Origin of the sequence: Robbsia sp. KACC 23696 (assembly GCF_039852015.1) — a bacterium.
Taxonomy (GTDB): domain Bacteria; phylum Pseudomonadota; class Gammaproteobacteria; order Burkholderiales; family Burkholderiaceae; genus Robbsia.
This window is the reverse complement of the sequence record NZ_CP156626.1, coordinates 833843-857016: the sequence shown is the minus strand read 5'-3', so window position 1 is coordinate 857016 and position 23174 is coordinate 833843. Positions and strand designations below refer to the sequence as shown.

Below are 23174 nucleotides of genomic sequence, written 5' to 3'. Positions count from 1 at the left end.
GCCATACAATGACCATTGCCGTCGTTCATAGCCGCACCTTGACGATCGGTATGGCATTGCCGGTCACCGTCGAAGTCCATCTGGCGAATGGCCTGCCGGGATGCGCGATCGTCGGATTGCCGGATGCGGAGGTGCGTGAGAGCCGCGAGCGCGTGCGCGCGGCGTTGCACCACTGCGGCTTCACCTTTCCGCCCCGACGGATCACGGTGAACCTCGCACCGGCGGATCTGCCGAAGGCCTCAGGCGGTTTCGACCTTCCTATCGCGCTCGGCATTCTCGTCGCCAGCGCACAGTTGCCGGAGCACGCGCTACGGGACGCGGTGTTCGTCGGCGAACTGTCGCTGAACGGCGAACTGCGGGAAATTCGCGGCGCCTTCGCGCTGAGCTGCAGCACCGTGCGCATCGATGACGACGGGCACGGGGCTTCCCCATCCGCCCCCCGCGCCACGGCGGCCGGCGACGCCGGCGACGCCGGCGACAGCGTACCCATGCACACGGCCACGCCGCTCTATCTTCCTCTCGCGAATGCCAAGGAGGCCGCCTACGTACCGGGCAGCCTCGTCTACGGCGCGTGCGATCTACCGACGCTTTGCGCCCATCTACGCGGCGAGCGCGGCGCACAGATCGCCCGCACCACCGTCGCGACGCAATCCGGGCCGCGGGGCACGCGCCACACCGGCGCGCTTGCCATGGGCCCGCCCGCAGGCGCGCCGAGCGACCCGCACGCTGTCGGCCAGGGCGACCAGGACGACGCGGACACGCCGGACCGCGAGCCTGTCGCAATCGGCCAGCAGGCAGAGGACGCGGCGTTTGCGCGCGATGCAGACGGTTTTCCAGACCTTGCCGACGTAATCGGCCAGGCGGCGGCCCGCCGCGCGCTCGAAGTGGCTGCCGCGGGCGGTCATCACATCCTGATGGTCGGACCACCCGGCGCCGGCAAATCGATGTTGGCCGCACGTCTAGCCGGTATCCTGCCACCGATGTCCGACGCCGAAGCCTTGTCATCCGCCTCTTTATTGAGCACTGCCGCACGCTTCGATCCGGCGCTCTGGCGCCGACGCCCTTTCCGCGCACCGCATCACTCGGCCAGCGCCGCCGCATTAGTCGGCGGGGGCAATCCACCGCGCCCCGGCGAAGTGTCGCTGGCGCATAACGGCGTGCTGTTCCTCGACGAACTGACCGAGTTCGATCGACGCACGCTCGACATGTTGCGAGAGCCGCTCGAAACCGGGCATATCACGATCAGCCGCGCGGGCAATCAGGCCCACTTCCCTGCTGCCTGCCAGTTGGTATCGGCGATGAACCCCTGCCCCTGCGGCTATGCGGGAGATCCCTCCGGACGCTGCCGCTGCACCGAAGCGGTCGTGCAACGATATCAAGCGCGGGTATCCGGCCCGCTGCTCGATCGTATCGACATGCGACTGACCTTAGCGGCGCTCACGCCGATCGAGCTGATGTCGGGCAGCGTGGCAGCGGAGCGGGCAAAGCCGACGGGCCGATCGTCGGGCCAAAGCCGAGGCCGACGGCAGGGCCGGGCAAGCGACGTCGACGGTTCGAACGCAACGCGCCTGACACCGCGCGACGATCCCTCGGGCAGCGCCGCCGACACCGTCATGCAACATTCGCGCATGCCGGCCCGCGGAGAATGCAGCGCGGAAGTACGCGCACGGGTGCGGTCGGCTCGAGCGCGCCAGATCGCCCGACAGAACTGCCCCAATGCCATGCTGGACAGCCGCCAGATGGCGCGGCACTGCGGACTCGACGCCGGATCGCAGGACCTGCTCGTGCGCGCGATGCAGCGTTTCAATTGGTCTGCGCGCGGGCATCATCGCGTGCTGCGTCTGGCCCGAACGATCGCGGATCTCGACAACAGCGATCTGCTGTTGATCCATCATGTCGCCGAAGCGATTCAATATCGCAAAGTCGGCGATTGAATGACCGACTTTGCGCCGCTTCGCATCGAGCGCGATCGATATCATTATTTCGTCTTTCAACTGGACAGATCTGACCCAGTCGAATCCAAATGAACCGGTTTCGCTTGAAAACCCGCCTCCCACCATTGCCGGCAAGGGAGATCAGCAGCGCTTTTACGCCATGTGAAAGCGTCGGATGCAGACATCGATACGTCAGTGATGAAAAGAAAAGAAATAACGGCACGCGCGAACGCGATGCTGAACGAGGGAGTCGCTAAGCAGCAGGTTTTCGAGACACTGACGGGCGAAGGCGGAAAACCGAAGACCGTGGCGTATGTGATCGCATCACATCTTGATCCGCGATTACGCGAGGCAAGCGGCGGCCACCGTATCGCCGTCATCGCGCTGGCCTACATTCAGCTCGTCGTTGCCCTATTGATCGTCTTCGCGCTCGGATTGACGCTGCCTGCCGCCTTCACCATCATCATGGTGTTGATCGTCGGTTCCATCGGCGGTGCCTTCGTCTGGGGTTTTACGAAGGACAAGGCAAGCTGTTACAACGTCTATATATATCTCGGAATCGTGCAATGCGGACGCGGCTTGCTGGGGATCGCTGCCGACCCGGTCGCCGTGATTGCGGGGCTGGCGATCTCGTTCGCGCTGATCGCCTACCTCTTGTTCGTCCGCAAACGGCTTTTCCCCGATTTCGATTTCCTCGGTCCCAAACGCATCAAGGGCGAGTACGTGTTCGTCGAGCCAGCCGGTTGAGCACACGCCGCTTGCCCGCAGGACGCCTCTGCTACCGCCTCTAGCCGCGGCGTGCCCCCGTCATCGCGGCGCCGACGCGTCGGATCAGTCGGGGATCGGTCGAGAATCAATCGCGGATCGTGACACCCGGCAAGCGCCGCAATGCCTCTACCGCCTTGCGATACTGCCCGGTGGTCACGCGCGAGAACGTGATACGCACCTGATCGAGGTCGTCGTCCTCTTCATGCCGCTCGACGACGAACTGCCGCACGCGGCTGGCTTCCGCGCCCAATACGTCATGCAAGACGTGCAGGGTCAACACGCCGCGTTCCGCCGTGACCAAAATATGATGCGACTGCCAATTCGCGCGGTACCGTTCTTCCAACGGTTTGACGCCCGCCAGGATCACCAAGAGGATGACCGTTGCCGCAGTGGCAGGAACATACATGCCCCCGCCCATCGCAAGACCGACGCCCGCAACGGCCCAGACACTCGCCGCCGTGGTCAGCCCGCGAACCACCTCATTGCGCAGAATGATCGAGCCGGCCCCCAGAAAGCCGATCCCCGATACCACCTGCGCCGCAATGCGGGACGGGTCGAGCACGACGTGATCGGACTGCATGATGTTTTGGAAGCCGTAGGCCGACACCAGGATCATCAGGCAACTGCCGACGCTCACCAGCATATGCGTGCGAAGTCCCGCCGCCCACGACAAACGCTCGCGCTCGAAACCGATCGCCGCACCCAAAACGGCCGCGCCCAAGAGTCGGCCAATCATTTCCCAATTTGACAACATCATCGTGTTTTTCGCCGATTGACTACGTCCCGTCCGGTGACGACACGAATGCTTCGGAGTACCTGTAGCGCGTACCCGCTGCTTTATTGTAACGAGGCAGCGTCACGCGCGCAGCGCCGCTCGTCACGTACTGCAGGCGATCGATCGCCCGACACGCACCGTCAAACAGCGCTTGTTGTTCCGCATCGCTTTCAGGAAAATAGCGCGACGATTGATGTGATGTCGCGCAACGAGAAACAAGGAGGCCCGCCCATCGGTGGCGGCTCCGCGCTGGCGCGGCATACGCGGGTGATAAGGAGCCATATGGCGGCGCGGGACAGGATCAGAACAAAGCAAGTCGCTCGGAGCCCGAACAAGGCGACAATCGATCGGACATCGTGCGAGCTGCGGTTCGCACGCTGCGTCGGCACGATCGGCCTCGCTGTGGCGCTGGGCGTGAGCGTCGGCGCCTGCGCGCTGCTCCCCGACCAGGCATCGAGGCCGGCCAGCAAGACATCGGGAACGACGCTGGCCAGCACCCTCGCTGCGATCGATCCCGGCACCCGCCCCACTACCGCCGTCCCGGATAATGCCGCGTCGGCAGCCAGCGCCCCGGTGGATATGCGGCCGGTTCCATCGGATCTGCGTGTGGTCAACAGCGGTGCCGACAGCCGCGTCGCGAACGTCGCGGCCGGCACGGCCGTCGACAACGAAGCGGCGCAGAACCCCATGTCGCCCAGCTACCAGACGGTGAGCACGACGCCACCGGCCCCACGCGTGCGCACGATCGATCCCGAAACGATGCGATTGGCCCTGGCACTCGCCACCGGGCCGACGCGTGTTCGGTCCCAGGGTGGCAACACGTCGGGCAGCGACGCGGTCCCGACCGTTGCCGGCGATGCAAACGGCTGGCAATTGCAGTCCGTCGTCGCGATGACGCGCCCCGATGCCGGCCCGTCCCTGGCGCGCATGGAAACGCAGTGGCTCGGCACGCAGCAGTTGCTGCCACTGCGCGGCTGCCCGGCGCCGAACCAAGTCTATATGTACGCCGACCTGTCGACGCGCGCGGGCGATAGCGCCCGACGCGCAGCCGATGCGATGGCGGCTGGATGCGGCGTTGCGGTCCATCGGCAGACGGATCTGGGACGCCCCGACCCGCTTTTCGACAGCATCGGCAGTCGCGCCTGCGTGCTCGACCCCAACCGGCTCCGTCGCGATGTGCGCAGCGGCCCGCTCGCGCGCCAGATTCAGGGCAAGAAGTCGACCGACGCCTTGCTGGAATATGCGAACGCCGATCAGGGCGCTTTGTTGCGGGCGTCGCCTTACTTGACATCCCGCCGCGCGACGCTGGCCATGCGTCAGGTTCTGGGCGCCCTGACGCAACAACGTTTCGGTGTCACCGTGCCCTGGACGCACGCCAGCACCGATAGCCGCGTGTATTGGATCACCGGTGATGGCCCCATGTTCGATGCCGTCACCACGCTACTCGACGGGATGGCGGCGCGGCGCCCCGGCCGTCGCGCGGACCAACCGGCACAGTGGTTGTTCTCGCTCTGGCGCAACCCGTCGGACAATCACTATTACGTCCGCGTCAATGCAATCGATCCGCGCGCGGCCGCGCCATCGCACGCGAAGCGGGCGACCGCCCCGGCATGGATGCCGTCGAGTGGCGACGCGCTGCGGCTGTCACAGTGTGATGGCTCGGATAGCACCGGAGCCTGTGCACTGGAAGACTTCCAACGGTCGATCGGCCAGCAGCTCGCAAAAGACTGCACGCGGCTGACGCCCTGATCGGTCCGGTTCGCCCCCCATGCGATCGGTACGACGGCTCCATCGATCGGCTGCCGTGCGACGAATCGCGGCAGGTCGCTAAATCAATGCGCCCACCGTCGCGGCGTCCGGCGACGGTTTTCCCCGGCTTTTTTGTCTCGCCGCAGCGCATCAATGCGGCCCGTATGAAAAAAGTAAGCCCGTCATATCGGGCCGACCCGCGAAAAAGCGGCCCCTCGTGCTTTGTCAAGACTTGACTTATACACAAAAGTGAGTCGTAGGCATGCGCTTACAAAGCCTGGCAACTAGCCCGGGCAATCTCACAATTCCCTATTAAGGGATTGATTTTTATGAAAATAAATACTGCATGAGATTTTCCGTGAGACGCTATTGACAAGGTCGGCCAACTTTGCGTTCTGCCGCGTAAAGTTGTGAACAGGGTTATCCACAGCCCGATTTGGCAGCGCTCGCGCGGCCGCCCCACTACCAAAGGCCGCGGCAGCGATGCCTCAGAAAGGTTTGAAAGCGCTGAAGAAACGCTGCTGATCCTGATCGGAGGGCAAGTGCTCGCCGACGATGACGACCTCGTAGACGCGGTCGCCGCGCGCGGCAAAACGCGCGCGCACGGTGCGCGACAGCTTGGTGCCGGGGACCAGGTCCGTCGATTGCCACGCCAACGCGGGGATCGCGCTGCCATCGGCTGCGGTGATCGACGCGGCGGTGGGAGCCTGGGCGTTCGCCACGTTATGCGTCATCCCATCCAATAGCGATCGCTCCGCGAGTTGGCGCATCGCATCGCTGTCCTCAGGCAGCAGCATCGCGCCGATGGCAAATGTCACCCCCTCCTTGTTTGTCGCCGTCTGGGTGCGCATGACAACCTGATGCGTTTCGTCCAGCACGATCTTGTCGATTTCCATCTGCGGCGCATCCGGGAAATCGGCACTGTATTTGCCGGTGGCGTCGGTTGCGCTGCGCCAGTGGGTTTTATCGGTACAGCCGCTCAGGAGCAGCGCGCCGCACACGGCGGCCCACGCAAAACCGAGGCACATCACGCCGCGACGGGCCCGTACGGCACCGGCTGTGGCGCCGGAAGCAAAGCGAAAGGTCATATTCGATATAATTCAATGAACCGGTGTATTATCGCCGCAGAATCCCCATCCATGCTTTTTCGCGCAGTCAGAGGCTGACGTCATGCGTTCTACATCGTCCACGGCATCGAGCCGAAAGGGCATTTACGGCATTGTGGCCGCGGTCATCGTCGCCGCCATCGCGGTGTCGGGTTGGTTTGCGTTCACGTCCAGTAAACACGTTCCGGATGCGACCTTCACGCTGCTGTCAGGACAAAAAGTGTCCACCGGCGATTTGAAGGGCAAGGTCTATTTGGTTAATTTCTGGGCAACCAACTGCGAAACCTGCATGCAGGAAATGCCGCAGATGATCAGCACCTACAATGAGTTCAAAAAGGACGGCCTGGGTTTCGTTGCTGTAGCAATGAACTATGATAACCGTTCCTATGTCGAGAACTACACGAAAAGCCGCAATCTGCCGTTCCAAGTGGCATTCGACAATACCGGCGATGCCTCGAAGCAGTTCGGCAATGTGCAATTGACGCCGACGACCTTCCTGGTGGACCGCGACGGCAAGATTCTCAAACGCTATGTTGGCGAACCGTCGTTCGCGGAACTGCACCAACTGATCAGTCAGGCGCTGTCGGCCTCGGCCTGAGAATACGGGGCGCCGTTACCGGCGTCCACGGTGAAAATGCCCGCTTTGTCGCGTCCTGCTTGGGACCGAGAAAGCGGGCATTTTTCATGATGCGTCAGGTCCACGACGGCGGGCGGTGATCGCCCGCCGCCTGCCTGTGCCGCGTCAGTCTTGCGCGATATTCGCGGCAGCCACGGCGGTCATATTGATGATCCGACGGACGGTGGCATCCGGCGTCAGGATATGCGCCTGGTGCGTCGCACCCAGCAGGAACGGACCAACCGTCACGCCTTCCCCACCGGTCACCTTCAACAGGTTGTAGGCGATATTTGCCGCCTCGACATTCGGCATTAGCAGCAGATTCGCTTCGCCTTCCAGTGCCGACGCGGGAAATGCCGCCCGGCGGATGCTTTGCGACAGTGCGGCATCGCCGTGCATCTCGCCTTCGACCTGCAGATCCGGCTCGCGTGCCGCGATCAATTCGCGCGCCTTGGCCATCCGCTTCGCCGACGCGCTCGGCACGCTGCCGAAATTCGAATTCGATAACAGCGCCACCTTCGGCTGAATGCCGAAACGCGTGATCTGGCGCGCCGCCAGTACCGCCATATCCGCCAACTGCTCGGAGGTGGGTACTTCGTTCACGTACGTATCGCAAATGAACAGATTGCGGCCCGGCAGCATCAACAGATTCATCGCCGCGAAGTTCTTGGCTTCCTCGCTGCGACCCAATACCTGATCGATATACTTCAGATGCTCGTGATAACCGCCGATCAGGCCGCAGATCAGGCCATCGGCTTGGCCGAGACGCACGAGGATCGAACCGATCAGCGTGTTGAACTTGCGCAGGGCCGCCTTTGCCACTTCCGGCGTCACGCCTTCGCGCGCGCCAATCTCGTGGTAAACCTGCCAGCATTGCTGGAAGCGCGGATCGTCCTCCGGATTGACCAGATCGAAATGCTCACCCGCGAGCAATTTCGAGCCGATTTTCTTCAGACGCATTTCGATGACGGCGGGCCGACCGATCAAGATCGGCTTTGCAATGCCCTCGGCCTGCACATACTGTGCGGCGCGCAGCACGCGCTCGTCTTCGCCTTCGGCAAACACGATGCGCGCCTGGTTCGCCTTCGCCGCGGCAAACACCGGACGCATTACCATGCCGGTGTGATAAACGGTCGAGGCCAGCTTTTCGCGATACGCGTCCAGGCTGTCGAGCGGCAACGTGGCGACGCCCGATTCCATTGCCGCCTTCGCTACCGCCGGCGCGATCTTGATGATCAGGCGCGGATCGAAGGGCTTCGGAATCAGGTATTCCGGTCCGAACTCGAGCGTGTGGCCTTCGTACGCCTTGGCGACTTCATCGCCCTGATCGGCTTCCTGCGCCAATTCGGCGATCGCATGCACGGCGGCCAGCTTCATCTCCTCGGTGATCGAGGTGGCGCCGACATCCAGTGCGCCGCGGAAGATGAACGGGAAGCACAGCACGTTGTTGACCTGATTCGGATAATCCGAACGCCCAGTCGCGATGATGGCGTCCGGCCGAACGGCACGGGCTGCTTCAGGACGAATTTCCGGCTCCGGATTCGCCAAGGCCAGGATCAGCGGCTGACTGCCCATCTCCTTTACCATCTCCGGCTTCAGCAGGCCAGCGGCGGAACAACCGAGGAAAATATCGGCGCCCCGGGTAGCATCGGCCAGCGTCCGCGCATCGGTGTCAACGGCGTAGACCGCCTTCGACGGATCGAGATTGTCGCGCCCCGAATGGACCACACCCTTCGAATCCACCATCAGGATGTTCGATTTCTTCAGACCCAGATGGACCAGCAAATCGAGACAGGCGATTGCGGCAGCGCCAGCACCCGAACAGACCAGACGGACGTCGCCGATCTGCTTGCCCACGACTTTCAGTCCGTTCAGGATCGCCGCGGCGGCGATGATCGCGGTGCCGTGCTGATCGTCGTGGAAGACGGGAATCTTCATCCGCTCGCGCAGCTTCTTTTCGATATAGAAGCACTCGGGCGCCTTGATGTCCTCGAGGTTGATGCCGCCCAGCGTCGGTTCCAGCATCGCGATGGCATCGACCAGCTTGTCCGGATCCGTCTCATCCAGCTCGATATCGAAAACGTCGATATCGGCAAATTTCTTGAAAAGACAGCCCTTCCCTTCCATCACCGGCTTCGATGCCAACGGCCCGATATTGCCCAGACCCAGCACGGCGGTGCCATTCGTGATCACGCCCACCAGATTGCTACGCGACGTGTACTTGTTCGCGTTCAACGGGTCGGCGTGAATTTCCATACAGGCAGCGGCGACGCCCGGCGAATACGCAAGCGAAAGGTCGAGGCCGTTCGACAGCGGCTTGGTCGGTGTGACGGAGATTTTCCCGGGTCGTGGGAACTGGTGATAGGCCAGTGCGTTTTTCTTCAGCTCTTCATCCATGCTCTTTATCCCTCGATATGCAATACGTTTCCGGCAACACGCCGTTATGGATGATCAGCACGCTGGTCATGCATAACATCATGAAAAGGCTTTCATTTAAGCCGCCGATAAAAGGCGCCCAGTGTACACCCGGGAGAAGACAAACTGTAAGGAGGGTCTGCCGCAGGTTCGCCTCATGGTGCGGCGCAATATCGCCGTCATTTGCCATCGAGGAACGCGTATTCGACATGCGTTTGGATTAGAAAGGACAACATATAAATTGCACTCTGCATAGAATCAGCGCATATCAAAATCGCGGGAACATCATGTCGCGCGATCAAGGCGAAGCATTCACGCCTTACAGGCGCATTCATTATGCAAGTGACGGCGTCTTCACCTGAAGCCGAAGCTAAACCATCGAAGATGCGCAGGTGTGCAGAAGGACGGCGGAAAACATCACGCAACTGGGGACCCCGCGCGATGGCGCAGGAGTCCCAGCGTCGCGTCCATGTGCCCGCGGGCGCGACAGAACGTCACAGGATGGGCGTCTGCTCGATCATGCGAAGGAGGCGAAGCGATCGATCTGTCGTCGATGCTGCACTGAAAAAACGCTTATTTCGGACCGAAGTTATAACCGATCGACGTCATCACGATCGTATTGGTCTTCTTCACGCCAGCCACCGGATGATTTTGATAGCTGTTCGACACGGTGATCTTCCAGTTCAGGCGATCCGTGATCTGCGTCGTGAGGCCGGCATCGAGCTGCGTACGGACATTGCCGATATAGCCCAGATTTGGGTAGACGGCGATCCGTTCGTTGAACGTCGTATTCGGACCGATTTTCTGGATCCAGTTTTCACCCATCAACAACTCGGGATAGTTACGTGAACTGGTGTGGTACTGCTCGTAGTTGTACGACACACCGCCGTACACGTCGAACACCGTCGGAGCGGTCTTGACCACGTGATAACCGAAGCCGCCGCCCAGCGAGGTCTGGAAATTCAGATCCTGCAGCTCGTTGCGCTGCGCATCGAATACGCCGAGCGCGTAGACCTTCGGCGTCAAATCGTGATCGTATTCCGCATCGAATTTGATCAGGTTGTTCGACGTTGATTTGGCACCGGTGTCGTCTTTGGTCCAACCATAAAGGCCGGTCAAAGTACCGATGAACTTATCGGTCGAATTGGCCCATTGCGCATTGGCAGCCGTATTAACGGCCAGAGAACTCGTGTCGCCCGAAGCGGCGCTGAGCCCTGCGTTGAAGGAACCACGCCATTGTCCATCTGTCTTGACGGCCGCGCTACTTTCAAGAGCAACGGGATCTGCCCAGACAGGCGCACTGGCGAACATCATGAAAAACGGCAAGGCGTAGGTTTTTTTCAATTTCATAATGTCAGAGAGGCGGATGGTGGAAGCGAGACCCGATTCGAAAACCGGACACGTCTACAGCCCTGAATTTCCAGCACAAAGCAGGAACGCGACCGCGTACGCGCCCTAGCGATTTGCACCAGCTGCTCTCCGATAATAGAACAGACAATCGAATTTTGCGTCCGGCCAAACAAAGCCTCTCTGCCTCATTTGGGGCACCAGGCAGCATGATTCATGCTGTATTTCCCAGATTACGACCCGAACCTTTCATTTCCTTACGCTCCCGCCAGCCACCGGAGCGCCGGCCGCACACGGCTTGTTTCGACCGCGCATCGAGCAAAATCCTCGCGGGGTGTCCGCTGCCTTACTTCCCGAAGGTGTAGCCCAGGCTCGTCATCAGCATCGTATTCATCTTGCTGTTGTTCGCACGCGGATGACTGCGATAGATATTCAACAGCGAGACCTTCATCTGCAGACGATCCGATAATGCCGTGCTCAGCGCCAATTCCAATTGCGTACGCACGCGACCGAAGGGGCCGATACTTGGATAGACGACAAAGCGCTGCTCGAAGCGCGATCGTTCAGAAAATTGATACGTGAACCGCTCACCCAGCATCAATTCCGGTGACTTGATGGTTTCGCCGGGGCGGTTATTGCTTGCCGCATAGCGTTCCACGGTATAGCCGACCCCACCAAAGACATCGAATGTCTTCCGCTCATCCCTGATCAGGTGATAACCGGCACCGACGCCGAAAGTCGTACGGACGGACAAACCGCGCAAGGGCGCCCGTTCGAGTTCGAGATAGCCAAGTCCGTAAATGCGATCGGTGAGGTTGCGGTCGTATTGCAGTAAGCCGCGCTGGTAGTTTGCCGTCTGCACGGAGCGCCCATCGAGCGAGCGCGTCAAGCCACGCGTGGCCAGCCCGTTCAACGTGATCGTATCGATGCCGTTGGAACGCTGAGCATCGACGTCACCGGTCAACGCGAACGAGCGAACATCGCCGGCGGTGCCGACCAGACCACCGTTGACCGAGCCGCGCCATCGCGCATCGTGGCGGCCGGTGACTTCTCGAGGTGCCACGACCACGGCGTTTTTTTCGCCGCCATCGAGCAGCTCGGCCCGCGCCGCGCGACCGGGCAAGGCCAGGCAGAGCAAAGCGAGCCCGATGCCCGCGTACCGCTGGACCCTATCGTGTGCGCCAGCATCGGGGGCGCCGATGCGAGCCGTGCGCGGAGCGGTACGGTGTGAGAAGGCGGTCATCATGGCACTCCGGTGGCTTAGATCACCACAGTGTCGATGTCCGATCCCGCGTACGTGGGACCAACCGCGAACCCATCGGTGTATCAGGCGAACACCTACAGATACAGCGCGACTGTAGTCTCAAAGATCCGATCCGCTTGGCCGCGGTGTTGTCCGATCGGCTGAAAATCAACTTTTGCGCCGGTCATCGGCGCGGCTGATGTAAAATGTGGCCCCAATCCCGTTGCCGGGCGCAAACGTTGCGCCCGCGCCCCCTGGCGCGCGGCCCCATCAGGCCGGTCGCCCGATTTGGCCTGTTGCCGGAGCCGCCCTGCGGCCACGGCAACATGTCTGCCGAAGCGACGTCAGACCGCACCAGGGCGCCGCACAACCCATTGGACCTCACCGAATCCATCATATGAATAGCGCCGACCGCCAAACGATCGCCGAAACCACCGCCAAGATCCTGCTGGAAGTCCAGGCGGTCCACTTCAACGCCGAAACGCCGTTCAAGTTGACCTCCGGCTGGGCCAGTCCTGTGTACATCGACTGCCGCAAGCTGATCTCGTTCCCGCGCGCGCGTCGCGCCCTGATGCAGATGGCGAAGGACGTGATTCTGAGCGACATCGGCTTCGAGCAATTGGATTCCGTGGCCGGCGGTGAAACCGCCGGTATCCCGTTCGCGGCGTGGATCGCCGACCAATTGGATCTGCCGATGCAGTACGTGCGCAAGAAGCCGAAGGGCTTCGGTCGTAACGCGCAGATCGAAGGCTATCTGAAGGAAGGCTCCCGCGTACTGTTGGTCGAGGACTTGACGACGGATGGCAAGAGCAAGATCAATTTCTGCGAAGCCTTGCGTACCGCCGGCGCCGAAGTGAAGCACACGTTCGTGCTGTTCCACTACGGCATCTTCGAACAAAGTAAGACGGCGCTGGCCGATATCGGCGTGCAATTGCACGCGCTGGCTACGTGGCGCGATGTGCTCGCCGTGGCGCGCACACAGTCGTACTTCGATCAAAACACGCTCGACGAAGTGGAAGCCTTCTTGAACGACCCGGCTGGCTGGTCTGCCCGCAATGGCGGCGCAAACGGCGTAACGGCGTAACGACATCGGGACCTGGGAGCGCTTGTCGGCTCCCTCCTGCGATGGCCTGACCTCACGTCAGGCCGTTTTGCTTTTGCGCTATTTTTTTTGCGATCAACCGATCGTGCTGGATTCCGCCGCGGCAACCGGCAGCGATGCTTCGGCATCGGTCGCAATGCCCGCTCCGCTCGGCGACACGTTGAGCGCGTGCGCCATCTCGGCGTGTTCGCACCACTGCCAGGCATTGCTGCCGGCTGCGCCCGGCATCAATAGCAAGCCGTTTGCCGCCGCGTATTGATAGAGCTCCGCATTGCTGTTGATCCCGGCCTTGTGCATGGCACTCATTTTTTGCGTGCTGACGGTCTTGACGCTCCGATTCAGCGCCTGTGCGATGTCTTTTACCGGATCGCCGTTGACGAAACGCCGAATCACCTCTGCCTCGCGCTTGCTCCAGATGGCCGGACGGTCCGTGTCCGTGTCCTGATAGCCGGCCTGTTCCAACGCCGCAGCGATGGAGGGTCCATGGTAGACGCCGCCCTTGTGCACGACCCCGACCGCGCGCCGTATCAAGGCGATATCGTCCATCTTGCTGACGATGCCCGGCACTCGCAATAACTGGAGATTGCGTAACACGCAGGCGTGCAGGCACATCGTGTGAACGATCAGCTTCACACAGGGATAATGCCGCCGCAGATAGCCGATCATCGTCAATCCGTCGCCATGAGGACCGTCGCCCATCGCAAGATCACAGACCAAGACATCGCACGGCGTCGTGGCCAGGGCTTCGAACAACTCTGCCGAACGGGAAAAGGCCCCGGTCACCACCACATTTCCCAGGGCGCGCTCGTCCGGGGAGGTCGTGCCACCGCGCCTCGCCCCGTCGATCGATGCGTCGCACGCGCCGTTTCTCGTGTCCTCCTTATCGATCACCGGTATGCCATCACGCACGCGTAGCCGGCCGAGCGCGCCACAGGTAGGGCCGTCATCGACATCGTCGGCGCCGACCCGCGAATCTCGTCGGCCGTGCGCCCATTCATCATCGCCGTCATCGTCGGTCGCACGCATCGCGGTGCCACGACGCGCCGCGCCGGCCCGATGCGGCGAGACAGCCGAATCGGGCGTCGGATGCCAGACGGCGATAGACCGCACGCCCAGGGACGACGGCGCGACCGTCGCGGGCGACGCCGTCGGGCTCGCCGTCGTGTCCGTTAGTCCGGCGACGACGCGATCGATTTCGATCCGGGCCGTCATCGTATCGGCCGTGCGCGCGTCGCCGCGTTCTGCGGCCGACGATCGCCGTCGCATGCCGCGCGATGTCGGCGTTACGGCGTCTTCCGCGTCCGAATCGCCGTGACGCCCTGGGGGCAGACCCGTTCGCTCCATTCGTCGCAACCAGTCCACAGTAAAAGGCGCATCCAGCATCACCGCTATCCCGCAGAGCGTCGCGCGATGATCGTCCGCAAGCATTACGCGGATGGCGCACGCTTCGACATCGTCCCTTCCACTCATCCTTGCCCTCCCCTTTTACGCTTCATCCACTGTCTCTCCGCTGTACCCACATACCGCATAACCATTGACGATGGCCGGCCGTGCCGATCGTCGGCAAACGGCCAAACCCGGCACGCAAAACCGCCGCGCGCGAGCCGACCCAGCCGCCGCTGCCGTGATAGACTCGTTCATCGATATCCGTCCAATCGCTCGCATATCTCATGAGGCCGCTTGCTATCCGTTCAAGTGTCACGTGGGTCGGCTCGCCGACCACGCAAGCATGGGATGCATCCTTCTTCGACTGCTTCGCCGGGCGCGACCCCGACGCACTGCGACGCGCTTCGGCGCCGATCCGGCATCGATTGATCCGCCTGATTGTCGTTGCCGCACTCGCCTTTCGGCTGACCGTGCCATCCGCTTACGCCGCGCCACCGTTCTCGATCAGCAGTCCGGATTTTCAGCCTGGCCTGCCATTGGGTATCGCGCAGATCGGCGAGAAGTGCGGCGGCAAAAACCAATCGCCCGCCGTGCAATGGCAACACGCCCCTGCCGGCACGACTTCCTTCGCGATTACCCTATACGACCGCGATGCGCCTGGACGCGGCTGGTGGTTTTGGGCGGTCGCGGGTATTCCTGCGTCGATCGACCAGCTTCCCGCGAATGCCGCGGCATCCGGTGCCTTGGCTGCCTTGGGCGCGATGCAGGCACGCAACGATGCCGGCGACGACGGTTACACCGGGCCTTGTCTGAGCACCGGCGCGAACGGCGACGCCAACGAGGCCAGGGCCGGCCGCCCTATCTGGGTCACGGCGCCCGACGCCCAGTTTCACCGCTTCCGCTTGACCGTCTATGCGTTGAAAGGACCGATCAGCCATGTCGCGCAGGGCTTGCCCGCGCCGTTCTTCGAACATGAAATCGCGAATGACGCCATTGCGCAAGCCAGCCTGGAGATGCGCACGGCGACGCCCGGGCCCCGCCGCCCTTGATCGTCGCGCGGGCGGCCCGGCCGCACCTGGACTTCGTATGCGCCGGCACGACGGGCCATGCCCTGCTATCGACGATGGCATTTACAGAAAACCGGACAAATGCTTAGCGCTTACCTTTAAAATGCGAAGGTGCACGTCGCAGAAGGACGGCGTGCACCGGTGCGCCGTGTGTGGCGTTGTTATGACGTAATTGAGGGAAGCGCGATGAGCTTCAAAGTGTTTGTCGACGGGCAGGAAGGAACGACCGGCCTGCGGATTTTCGAATACCTGAGCGCGCGCGCTGATATCGAGATCCTCCGTGTCGACGAAGCCCGACGCAAGGATCCGGAGGCGCGTCGCGCGCTGATCGACGCATCGGATGTCACCTTCCTGTGTTTACCCGACGTCGCCTCGCGCGAATCGGCGGCTCTGGTGACCAACCCGAATACCTGCATCATCGATGCCAGCACCGCCTTCCGCACCGATCCGAATTGGGCCTATGGTCTGCCGGAACTGGGCGCGGCCTATCGCGATGCGATCCGCGCCAAGAAGCGGATCGCCGTGCCGGGCTGCCACGCCTCGGCTTTCCTGCTGAGCGTGCATCCGCTGGTGAAAGCCGGCATCGTGCCCGCGTCCTACCCGGTCTCGGCCTATTCGCTGACCGGCTATAGCGGCGGCGGCAAGAAGATGATCGCCGATTATCAAGCGATCCCGTTGCCGACGGCACTGGAAGGCCCGCGCCCCTACTCGCTGGAGCTGAAGCACAAGCACCTGCCGGAAATGAAGGCGCACGGCGGCCTAGCGGCCGCGCCGATCTTCACGCCGATCGTCGGCAACTTCCTGAAGGGTTTGGCCGTGACCACCTATTGGCATCCGAGCCATTTCGCCCGGAAGGCCGATGTCAACGATATCCAGGCCTGCCTGCGCGAGCATTACGCCGGCGAGCATTTCATCGACGTCCATCCCGTGGGCGACGGGAATAACCTCGACGGCGGCTTCTTCGACGTGCAGGCCTGTAACGATACGAACCGCGTGGATCTGTTCGCGTTCGGCGACGCCGATCGCATCGTGACGATCGCGCGTCTCGATAATCTGGGCAAAGGCGCCGCAGGCGCGGCAATCCAGTGCATGAATCTGCACCTGGGCTGCCCGGAGGATCTGGGACTGGCGCGGGATTGATGCAGGCGTTTGCATGACGAAGGGCGTCCACGTGACGCCCTTTTTTTTCAACATTGCGCATCACGGCGGTCCGCGCTTTTCTCGCGGAAGCACGGCACGCGGGCCTTTCGACCGTTACTTATTTGACGCATCAGGGATAATACCGAATCGAAAAAGCACGATCGTTCGTCGTATTATCGCTTGCAGCCACAACTCAATAAGAGGGCAGCCCTGCCCGCGGCTCGAGGTCCAAGGAGACAGCAATGAAAATCCGCCAAGCGTGCGCGTTCGCGACCCTGTCAGCATGCGCCTGTGCTGTAAGCACCACGGCATCGGCGCAATCGGCCGGCAGTTTTACGATCAACGCAGGATGGTTCCATCTGGCGCCGCAGGATTCGAGCCGGCCGCTCTCCGTCAGCGCGCTCGGTCAGACGGCGACCGTCCCCAATACCGGCGCGACGATCAGCAATGCCGATACCGCAGGCCTCACGCTAGGCTATTTCATCACCGACCATATCTCAGTCGAAGGCGTATTCGGCTATCCGCCGAAGATGCGCTTGTATGGCGAAGGCAATCTCTCGCCACTGGGCAAACTCGGGACCGCGAACGAGTGGAGTCCGACCTTGCTGGTCAAATACAATTTCTTTAAGCCCGAGGCAAAATTCCGCCCCTACCTGGGCGCCGGGGTGTCGTATGTGTGGTACTCAAATGTGAAGTTGTCGCAGCAGATGTCCAATGGTGCCTTCCTGGCGGCCCGGAGTCCCTTGTTAGTCGGCAAGACCAACGCCGACCTGAGCAGCTCTTTCGCACCGGTACTGAACGCCGGGCTGACCTATAACATCAACAAGCACTGGTCGATCGGCGCATCGGTGTCGTATCTGTTCCTGAGCACCAATGCGACGTTGACAACGCAGTCCGCCGTCGGCACGGTCACCAGCAAGACGCGACTGAAGATCGACCCGATCGTGACCTTCCTGTCGGTCGGGTACACGTTCTAAACGCCTACCGGCACACCACCGAAGCGCGTCCGACGAAAGGACAAACTGGTCGGGCACGCCTCCCGGCGCGCTTGCAATGAGCGCGCCGCATTGCAGAACAGGACGATTCGATCCTGTTCCGTCTGATCGCCGGCACGGTACGCCGCGCTGCCCGATGCGAGGGCATGCCGGGGAGAAACGTTGCTGCCACAATCTTAAAAAGCGTCGAAATCGAGGCCGTTGTATTTAGCCGACGCTTCGATTGCGAGGGCGCCCATCACGCCTCACTTCAGGGAAATCGGCGCAGCATCGTCGAACGGGGGCACAATATAGCCTTCGCGCGGGTCGGCCCGACCGTCCCACTCCTCCCTGTTTTCCCGTCATACCCTGCTGAACATGTCCCAAAACGCCGACACGCTGCTCACGCTGCAATTTTCCCAAAATCGTCTGAACGACATGGCTGGCGACCCTTACTGGGTCGACGTCACGCAGGATGAAGCGAAAACGCTGGTCAGCCTGCTCGAGACCCGCCTTGCCGCCGCGGCCGACACGGCACCGGTGGCCATGGTGCTGCGCTGAGCTCCAGCGAACCGCAATAAAGCGCGGCGAGTCTCCACGTCCCGCCGCGCATCCGACGCCGGTCCGCCTGGCCGTATCCTCGATTCACCCGATTTCCTACCGCCGGCCCGTTCGGCCCCGTCCATGTCTCAATCCGCATCGCCGTCCGCGCTGCGCTTCCAGCAAGCTTTGTTTGCGATGATCGGTATCGGTCTCGTCAACATGCTGGTTGCGCTCGACCAGACTGTCGTCAGTACTGCCCTCCCGTCGATCGTTTCCGAGTTGAAAGGCTTCGAGTACTACGCCTGGATCGCCAATGCGTATTTGCTGGCGTCGATCGCGACGGTGCCGATCTTCGGCCGCATCGGCGATTTCTTCGGACGCAAACCGTTTGTCGTGGCGGCAGTCATCGTCTTTACCGTCGCGTCCATCTTGTGCGGCCTAGCGACGAATATGCTGTTCCTGGTGCTGGCACGGGCGCTGCAGGGCATCGGCGGCGGCATGATGGTGGCCACTGCGTTCGCGTCGATTCCCGACCTGTTTCCCGATGCCCGGGCACGCGTGCGCTGGCAGGTGGTGATGGCGGCGGCATATGGCATCGGCACCGCGGCCGGCCCCTCGCTGGGCGGTTTCCTGACCGAGCAATACGGCTGGCGCTCGACCTTCCTGGTGAACCTGCCGGTCGGCGTGGCAAGCCTCTTTTGTATCATCCGATTCCTGCCGAAGGTTCGTCACGCCCATACCGGCAAAGTGAAACTCGATATCGGCGGAGCGGTGTTGATCACCGTGGCGCTGGCGGCGCTGCAAATGTCGGTGGAAGCCATTCCGCGGGAAGGGCTGACGGCCTACAACCTCTGGCTCGTGGCCATCGTGGTCGCCAGCGTGGCCGGCCTGCTGTGGTGCGAGCGGCGCGCCACGCACCCGATGATCCCGCTCGACCTGTTCCGAAACGGCGAACTGGTGCGGTTGTTCATCATGTCCGTCCTCGCGGGCTTCGTGATGTTTTCGCTGCTGTTCTTTACGCCGTTGCTGCTGCAAGGAGGCTTCGGCCTGTCGCCGCAGCTGGCCGGCCTGCTGGCCACGCCCCAGGCGGCGTTCATCGCGGTGGGCAGCGTGATCAACACGTCGATCGTGATCCGGCTCAAGCGGCCGGTATTGACGCTGACGGTCGGATTCTCGTTGATGCTGGCCTCGGCGATGGGCGTCATGGTCACGCAATCCTATACGCCGCACTGGTTCCTCGTGGTATCCGTCATGTGCGCGGGACTGGGCCTCGGTTTCACGCTGAACAATCTCAACATCTTTTCGCAGAACATCGCCGGCAAGGCCCGCTTCGGCATCGCCACCGCTTTGATGCAGTCGTCACGGATGATCGGCGGCATGATGGGAACCACGCTCATCGGCGTGCTGGTCACGCATAGCTATGAAAGTGGTGTAGGCCGACGCCTTGCAGCCACCCTCGATAAACCGCTGCCGGAGCCGCTCGCGGCACGCTTTCGCGATCCGCAACTGCTGGTCGATCCGGCCGCGCAGCAGCAGATGCTGGATGCCTTGCGCGAGATCGGCGTGGCGGGCCGTACCGTCATCGCGACCAGCCGGGACGTGTTGGTCGGCTCGGTACACATGGGCATGCTGCTGACCGCGGCCGCCGCCTTCATCGCCGTGATGATGACGCGCAAGCTGATGCATATCCCGCTGCACGCCAAGCCAGTCGCGGTCGTGGTCTCGACTCCGACCGGCAGCGCCGAGGCGCATGCGCCTGTGCGCGACGACGTCGAGGGCGCTGCGCCGGCGCCGTCTCCAGGCGCCGCGTCGCCGATCGATACGGCTGCCGTGCCCGCCACCGAAGCGCAGCCCGGCGGCGGCGATCGGCACAAAAGTTGATCCAATACCAGGGTGGGGCCGACAGTCGGCGCCCTCAGTCGTTACAATAACGCTTCCCTCTCTTCCTCATGCCGACGCGAGCCGTGCGGCATGATCATCCGCAAGGTGCCACCCAAGATGCAGACGCAAACCAGCCATCGGATCGTGATTGTCGGCGGAGGTGCGGGCGGCCTCGAATTGGCCACGCAACTCGGCCGCAAGCTGGGCAAGCACGGGACGGCACACATCACGCTGGTGGACCGCAACGCCACGCATATTTGGAAGCCGATGCTGCACGAGGTCGCGGCCGGAAGCATGGATCCTTATATCCATCAGGTGCAGTACGCCGCACAGGCGCACTGGAACCACTTCCAATTCGAGCAGGGCGATTTCGTGGCGCTGGATCGGGAAGCCAAGACGATCACGCTGGCACCGCTGGTGTTCAGCGACAGCGGCGAAGACGTGGCGTTGCTGCCCGAACGGACCTTGCGTTACGACACGCTAGTGCTGGCGATCGGCAGCACGACGAACTTTTTCAATGTCGAAGGCGCCGAACAACACGCGCTGGCCCTCGACACGGTCGCGCAAGCCGAGCGGTTCCGGCGCCTGCTGATCAGTGCCCTCGTTCGCGCACCGGCCAAGGCGCAGCATAATGCGCGACCGTTGGTGCGCGTGGCGATCATCGGCGGCGGTGCGACGGGCGTCGAATTAGCCGCGGAACTCCGCACTACCGCGAGCGAGCTGCGCGATTTCGGTGTGCATAAGCTGGATCCTTGGCAGGACGTGACGATTACGCTCATCGAAGGCAATGCGCGTATCTTGCCCGCGCTCTCGGAGCGCGTCGCCACGGCAACAGCCCAACAGCTCAGCGAGCTGGGGGTCGCCATCCTCACCGGCGACGTGGTTGCGAAAGTGGAAGAGAATGTCGTCCAGACGAAGGGCGGCCAATACATTCCCACGGACCTGACCGTCTGGGCCGCCGGCATCAAGGGGCCCGCCGTATTGGCCGGCTTGTCCGGACTGACCGTGACGCGCTCGAATCAGATCGAAGTGCATCAGACGCTGCAATCGAAGGACGATCCGAGCATTTTCGCCTTCGGCGATTGCGCGGCCTGCCCCTGGCCTGAAACCGGACGGATGGTGCCGCCGCGTGCGCAGGCCGCGAGTCAGCAAGCGTCTTTCCTTGCGAAGGCGCTGCCTATGCATATGCGCGGCGAGACGCTGCCGGAATACGGCTATCGCGATCTGGGCTCGCTGATTTCGCTCGGACATTGGACCGCGGTGGGCAGCCTGATGGGAGGCGTCAGCGGTAAGAGCCTGTTCATCGAGGGCTTTCTCGCGCGACTGATGTATGTGTCCCTTTACCGAAAACACGTGATGGCATTGACCGGCCCGATGCATGCGCTGCTCGACGCCCTCGCGCAGCGCTTGCGTAAATCGTCCACGCCCCGGATCAAATTGCACTGATCACGCAGCCGACGGCCTGGCAAGCAGGCGATCCGGTTTAGCGGGCGAGACGACATCGAAGGGTGTCGATCCGGCCGCCGAATCGGCCGACCGCGCGTTGCCCGGGCCATGCCGTTCCTCTTTTTTCGCGCCTGTCGCGGCTCTATTGTGGTTTCGTTCTCGCGTTCGACTCGTCCCGACGCTTCCCCCAAAGCCCTGCTGCTTGCCGTGCTCGCCCTGGTCATCGCCTCGGCCAACAGCACCGCGCCCTCTCCGCTCTACCATCAGTTGCAACTGCAGATGGGCTTCGACGGCACGATGCTGACAGTGATCTATGCGGTCCACTCGGCCGGTGTCCTGCTGACGCTGCTCACCACGGGCCGCTTGTCGGACCGCCTTGCAGACCGTCGCGTGATCCTCGTTCCCGCATTGATCTGCGTCTGTATCGGGGCGGTATCGATGGCCGCTGCGCAATCGATCTGGTGGCTCGTCGCCGGGCGCATCGTCTCGGGCCTTGGCGTGGGGGCGCTCACCGGCTCCGCCAGCGCCGCCGTCGTCGAGTTGGCGCCGGCGGAATTGCGCAAGCGCGCGTCCTTGTTCGGGACCAGTGCCATCACCTTCGGCTGTGCCTTGGGCCCCTTACTGGATGCGGGCGCGTTATGGATCGGGGTGATTCCGACACGGCTGTCGTTCCTGCTGATCGCGCTGTCCGGCGTCGCGACCGCATTCGCGCTGACGCGTGTTTACTGGCCGGCTCGGGAAACGGTGCTCGACCTGGCACCACAGGAAACGGACACCGAAACCCGCGTGGTCCTCCCGCCCGCGTCGGCCACCGAGGCATCGATTCCCTCGGCGTTCGCGCCGCTGGCGAGCGGCGCCGGCGTCGATACCGTCGCCGAGGCCTTCGAATCCGCGCTGAGTCAGGGCGCCACCGCACCGCTCGCCACGGCCGCTGCAGCAGCGGCCGTGGCCGGTGTCTCCGTTGTCGAGCCCGCGGACGCGGAATCTGAGTCGGAGGCGGACCTGGCCAGTCCCAAGCGGGACGATGTTCCGTCGACGGCATCGGCCGCTTCAGCGCAAAGCGATGCACAGTCCGCGGCAGCGGCGGGACCGGCCCAATGGCGTGCGATGTCTAGCGCCCCTTTCCTGATTTCCTCCGCGGCCCTGGGCTTGGTGTGGTGCGCGGGGACCTTCGTCATGACACTGACGCCTTCGCTGGCCGACACGCTGATGCAGATCCACGATCCCGCGTCGATCGCGCTATTGCTCAGCTTGTTTCAACTGGTGACCGGCAGTACGCAATTGGCCGCGCGGCGGATGCCGGCGCAGGTCGCGATCATCGGCGGTGTCGCCCTCGTCGCGGCGATGCTGGCCGTGTGCGCAACGGCAGCCTGGCTGAAGGCGCCGATGCTCTTTGCCGGCGCGATGGTATTGCTGGGAGTGGGATACGGTGCGGCCTTCGTCGGCTCGGCCGGCGTCGTCAATCATGCCGCCCCCGAGCGCTCGCGCGCCGCCGTGGTCTCGCTGTTTTATGTGATCGGCTATGTGGCTTGCACGCTGCCGATTCTCGCCTTCGGCCTGTTGTCGGACTGGTTCGGCATCTCGACGGCAACCGCCGTGTTCACCGTGACGACAGTCGGGAGTGCCGCCGCTATCGTCCGCGCAAGACGGCGCCTCGTTACGCAATGAGCGGGCGCTCGGCC

The 23174-nt window shown here is 62.7% G+C and carries 19 protein-coding genes; 12 read left to right on the top strand and 7 right to left on the bottom strand.

Features of this window, described 5'->3' with window-relative positions:
- Positions 1 to 8: 8 nt before the first annotated feature.
- Positions 9 to 1934, top strand: a complete 1926-nt coding sequence (locus ABEG21_RS03430) for a YifB family Mg chelatase-like AAA ATPase (protein ID WP_347555877.1) — start codon at positions 9 to 11, stop codon at positions 1932 to 1934.
- Positions 1935 to 2132: 198 nt separating this feature from the next.
- Positions 2133 to 2681 carry a hypothetical protein gene (locus ABEG21_RS03425; RefSeq protein ID WP_347555876.1) on the top strand — a complete coding sequence of 183 codons (549 nt, stop codon included), beginning with the start codon at positions 2133 to 2135 and terminating at the stop codon, positions 2679 to 2681.
- Between the two features lie 106 nt (positions 2682 to 2787).
- Here the strand turns inward: ABEG21_RS03425 and ABEG21_RS03420 are convergent, their stop codons facing one another.
- Positions 2788 to 3456: an MgtC/SapB family protein gene (locus ABEG21_RS03420; protein ID WP_347556605.1), complete on the bottom strand. Its 669-nt coding sequence runs from the start codon at positions 3454 to 3456 to the stop codon at positions 2788 to 2790.
- A gap of 219 nt (positions 3457 to 3675) precedes the next feature.
- Here ABEG21_RS03420 and ABEG21_RS03415 point away from each other — a divergent pair, with 219 nt between their 5' ends.
- Positions 3676 to 5226 (top strand): hypothetical protein, encoded by a 1551-nt coding sequence (locus tag ABEG21_RS03415; RefSeq protein WP_347555875.1) that lies wholly within the window; start codon positions 3676 to 3678, stop codon positions 5224 to 5226.
- A 488-nt stretch (positions 5227 to 5714) separates the two neighbouring features.
- Here ABEG21_RS03415 and ABEG21_RS03410 read toward each other — a convergent pair whose 3' ends face one another.
- Positions 5715 to 6314: a hypothetical protein gene (locus ABEG21_RS03410; RefSeq protein ID WP_347555874.1), complete on the bottom strand. Its 600-nt coding sequence runs from the start codon at positions 6312 to 6314 to the stop codon at positions 5715 to 5717.
- Positions 6315 to 6396: 82 nt separating this feature from the next.
- Here ABEG21_RS03410 and ABEG21_RS03405 point away from each other — a divergent pair, with 82 nt between their 5' ends.
- Complete coding sequence (locus ABEG21_RS03405; protein ID WP_347555873.1) at positions 6397 to 6930, top strand: TlpA disulfide reductase family protein; 534 nt, start codon at positions 6397 to 6399, stop codon at positions 6928 to 6930.
- A gap of 144 nt (positions 6931 to 7074) precedes the next feature.
- On the opposite strand, the gene ABEG21_RS03400 is transcribed toward ABEG21_RS03405, so the two are convergent.
- The 4 genes from ABEG21_RS03400 to ABEG21_RS03385 form a co-directional block, all read right to left on the bottom strand.
- The gene (locus ABEG21_RS03400) at positions 7075 to 9345 is read right to left on the bottom strand and encodes an NADP-dependent malic enzyme (RefSeq protein ID WP_347555872.1); all 2271 of its coding nucleotides are present in this window, start codon (positions 9343 to 9345) and stop codon (positions 7075 to 7077) included.
- Positions 9338 to 9553, bottom strand: coding sequence for a hypothetical protein (locus tag ABEG21_RS03395; RefSeq protein ID WP_347555871.1), 216 nt, complete (start codon positions 9551 to 9553; stop codon positions 9338 to 9340). Before ABEG21_RS03395 ends, ABEG21_RS03400 begins: the two co-directional genes overlap by 8 nt.
- Before the next feature lie 383 nt (positions 9554 to 9936).
- The gene (locus tag ABEG21_RS03390; protein WP_347555870.1) at positions 9937 to 10713 is read right to left on the bottom strand and encodes a DUF481 domain-containing protein; all 777 of its coding nucleotides are present in this window, start codon (positions 10711 to 10713) and stop codon (positions 9937 to 9939) included.
- A 343-nt stretch (positions 10714 to 11056) separates the two neighbouring features.
- On the bottom strand, positions 11057 to 11956 hold the full coding sequence (locus ABEG21_RS03385; protein ID WP_347555869.1) for a DUF481 domain-containing protein: 900 nt from the start codon (positions 11954 to 11956) through the stop codon (positions 11057 to 11059).
- Between the two features lie 394 nt (positions 11957 to 12350).
- Here ABEG21_RS03385 and ABEG21_RS03380 point away from each other — a divergent pair, with 394 nt between their 5' ends.
- Positions 12351 to 13037: an orotate phosphoribosyltransferase gene (locus tag ABEG21_RS03380; RefSeq protein ID WP_347555868.1), complete on the top strand. Its 687-nt coding sequence runs from the start codon at positions 12351 to 12353 to the stop codon at positions 13035 to 13037.
- 93 nt (positions 13038 to 13130) lie between these two features.
- On the opposite strand, the gene ABEG21_RS03375 is transcribed toward ABEG21_RS03380, so the two are convergent.
- Positions 13131 to 14525 (bottom strand): LuxR C-terminal-related transcriptional regulator, encoded by a 1395-nt coding sequence (locus ABEG21_RS03375; protein WP_347555867.1) that lies wholly within the window; start codon positions 14523 to 14525, stop codon positions 13131 to 13133.
- A 200-nt stretch (positions 14526 to 14725) separates the two neighbouring features.
- Between ABEG21_RS03375 and ABEG21_RS03370 the strand changes: the two genes are divergently transcribed.
- The 7 genes from ABEG21_RS03370 (at position 14726) to ABEG21_RS03340 (ending at position 23160) form a co-directional block, all read left to right on the top strand.
- The gene (locus tag ABEG21_RS03370) at positions 14726 to 15490 is read left to right on the top strand and encodes a YbhB/YbcL family Raf kinase inhibitor-like protein (protein WP_347555866.1); all 765 of its coding nucleotides are present in this window, start codon (positions 14726 to 14728) and stop codon (positions 15488 to 15490) included.
- Positions 15491 to 15694: 204 nt separating this feature from the next.
- Positions 15695 to 16648, top strand: coding sequence for an N-acetyl-gamma-glutamyl-phosphate reductase (gene argC / locus ABEG21_RS03365; RefSeq protein WP_347555865.1), 954 nt, complete (start codon positions 15695 to 15697; stop codon positions 16646 to 16648).
- Positions 16649 to 16890: 242 nt separating this feature from the next.
- Positions 16891 to 17625 carry an OmpW family outer membrane protein gene (locus ABEG21_RS03360; protein WP_347555864.1) on the top strand — a complete coding sequence of 245 codons (735 nt, stop codon included), beginning with the start codon at positions 16891 to 16893 and terminating at the stop codon, positions 17623 to 17625.
- A 375-nt stretch (positions 17626 to 18000) separates the two neighbouring features.
- On the top strand, positions 18001 to 18183 hold the full coding sequence (locus ABEG21_RS03355) for a hypothetical protein (protein ID WP_347555863.1): 183 nt from the start codon (positions 18001 to 18003) through the stop codon (positions 18181 to 18183).
- Positions 18184 to 18360: 177 nt separating this feature from the next.
- The gene (locus ABEG21_RS03350; protein WP_347556604.1) at positions 18361 to 20046 is read left to right on the top strand and encodes an MFS transporter; all 1686 of its coding nucleotides are present in this window, start codon (positions 18361 to 18363) and stop codon (positions 20044 to 20046) included.
- A 90-nt stretch (positions 20047 to 20136) separates the two neighbouring features.
- Positions 20137 to 21492, top strand: a complete 1356-nt coding sequence (locus tag ABEG21_RS03345) for an NAD(P)/FAD-dependent oxidoreductase (protein WP_347555862.1) — start codon at positions 20137 to 20139, stop codon at positions 21490 to 21492.
- 147 nt (positions 21493 to 21639) lie between these two features.
- On the top strand, positions 21640 to 23160 hold the full coding sequence (locus ABEG21_RS03340) for an MFS transporter (RefSeq protein ID WP_347555861.1): 1521 nt from the start codon (positions 21640 to 21642) through the stop codon (positions 23158 to 23160).
- Positions 23161 to 23174 lie beyond the last annotated feature (14 nt).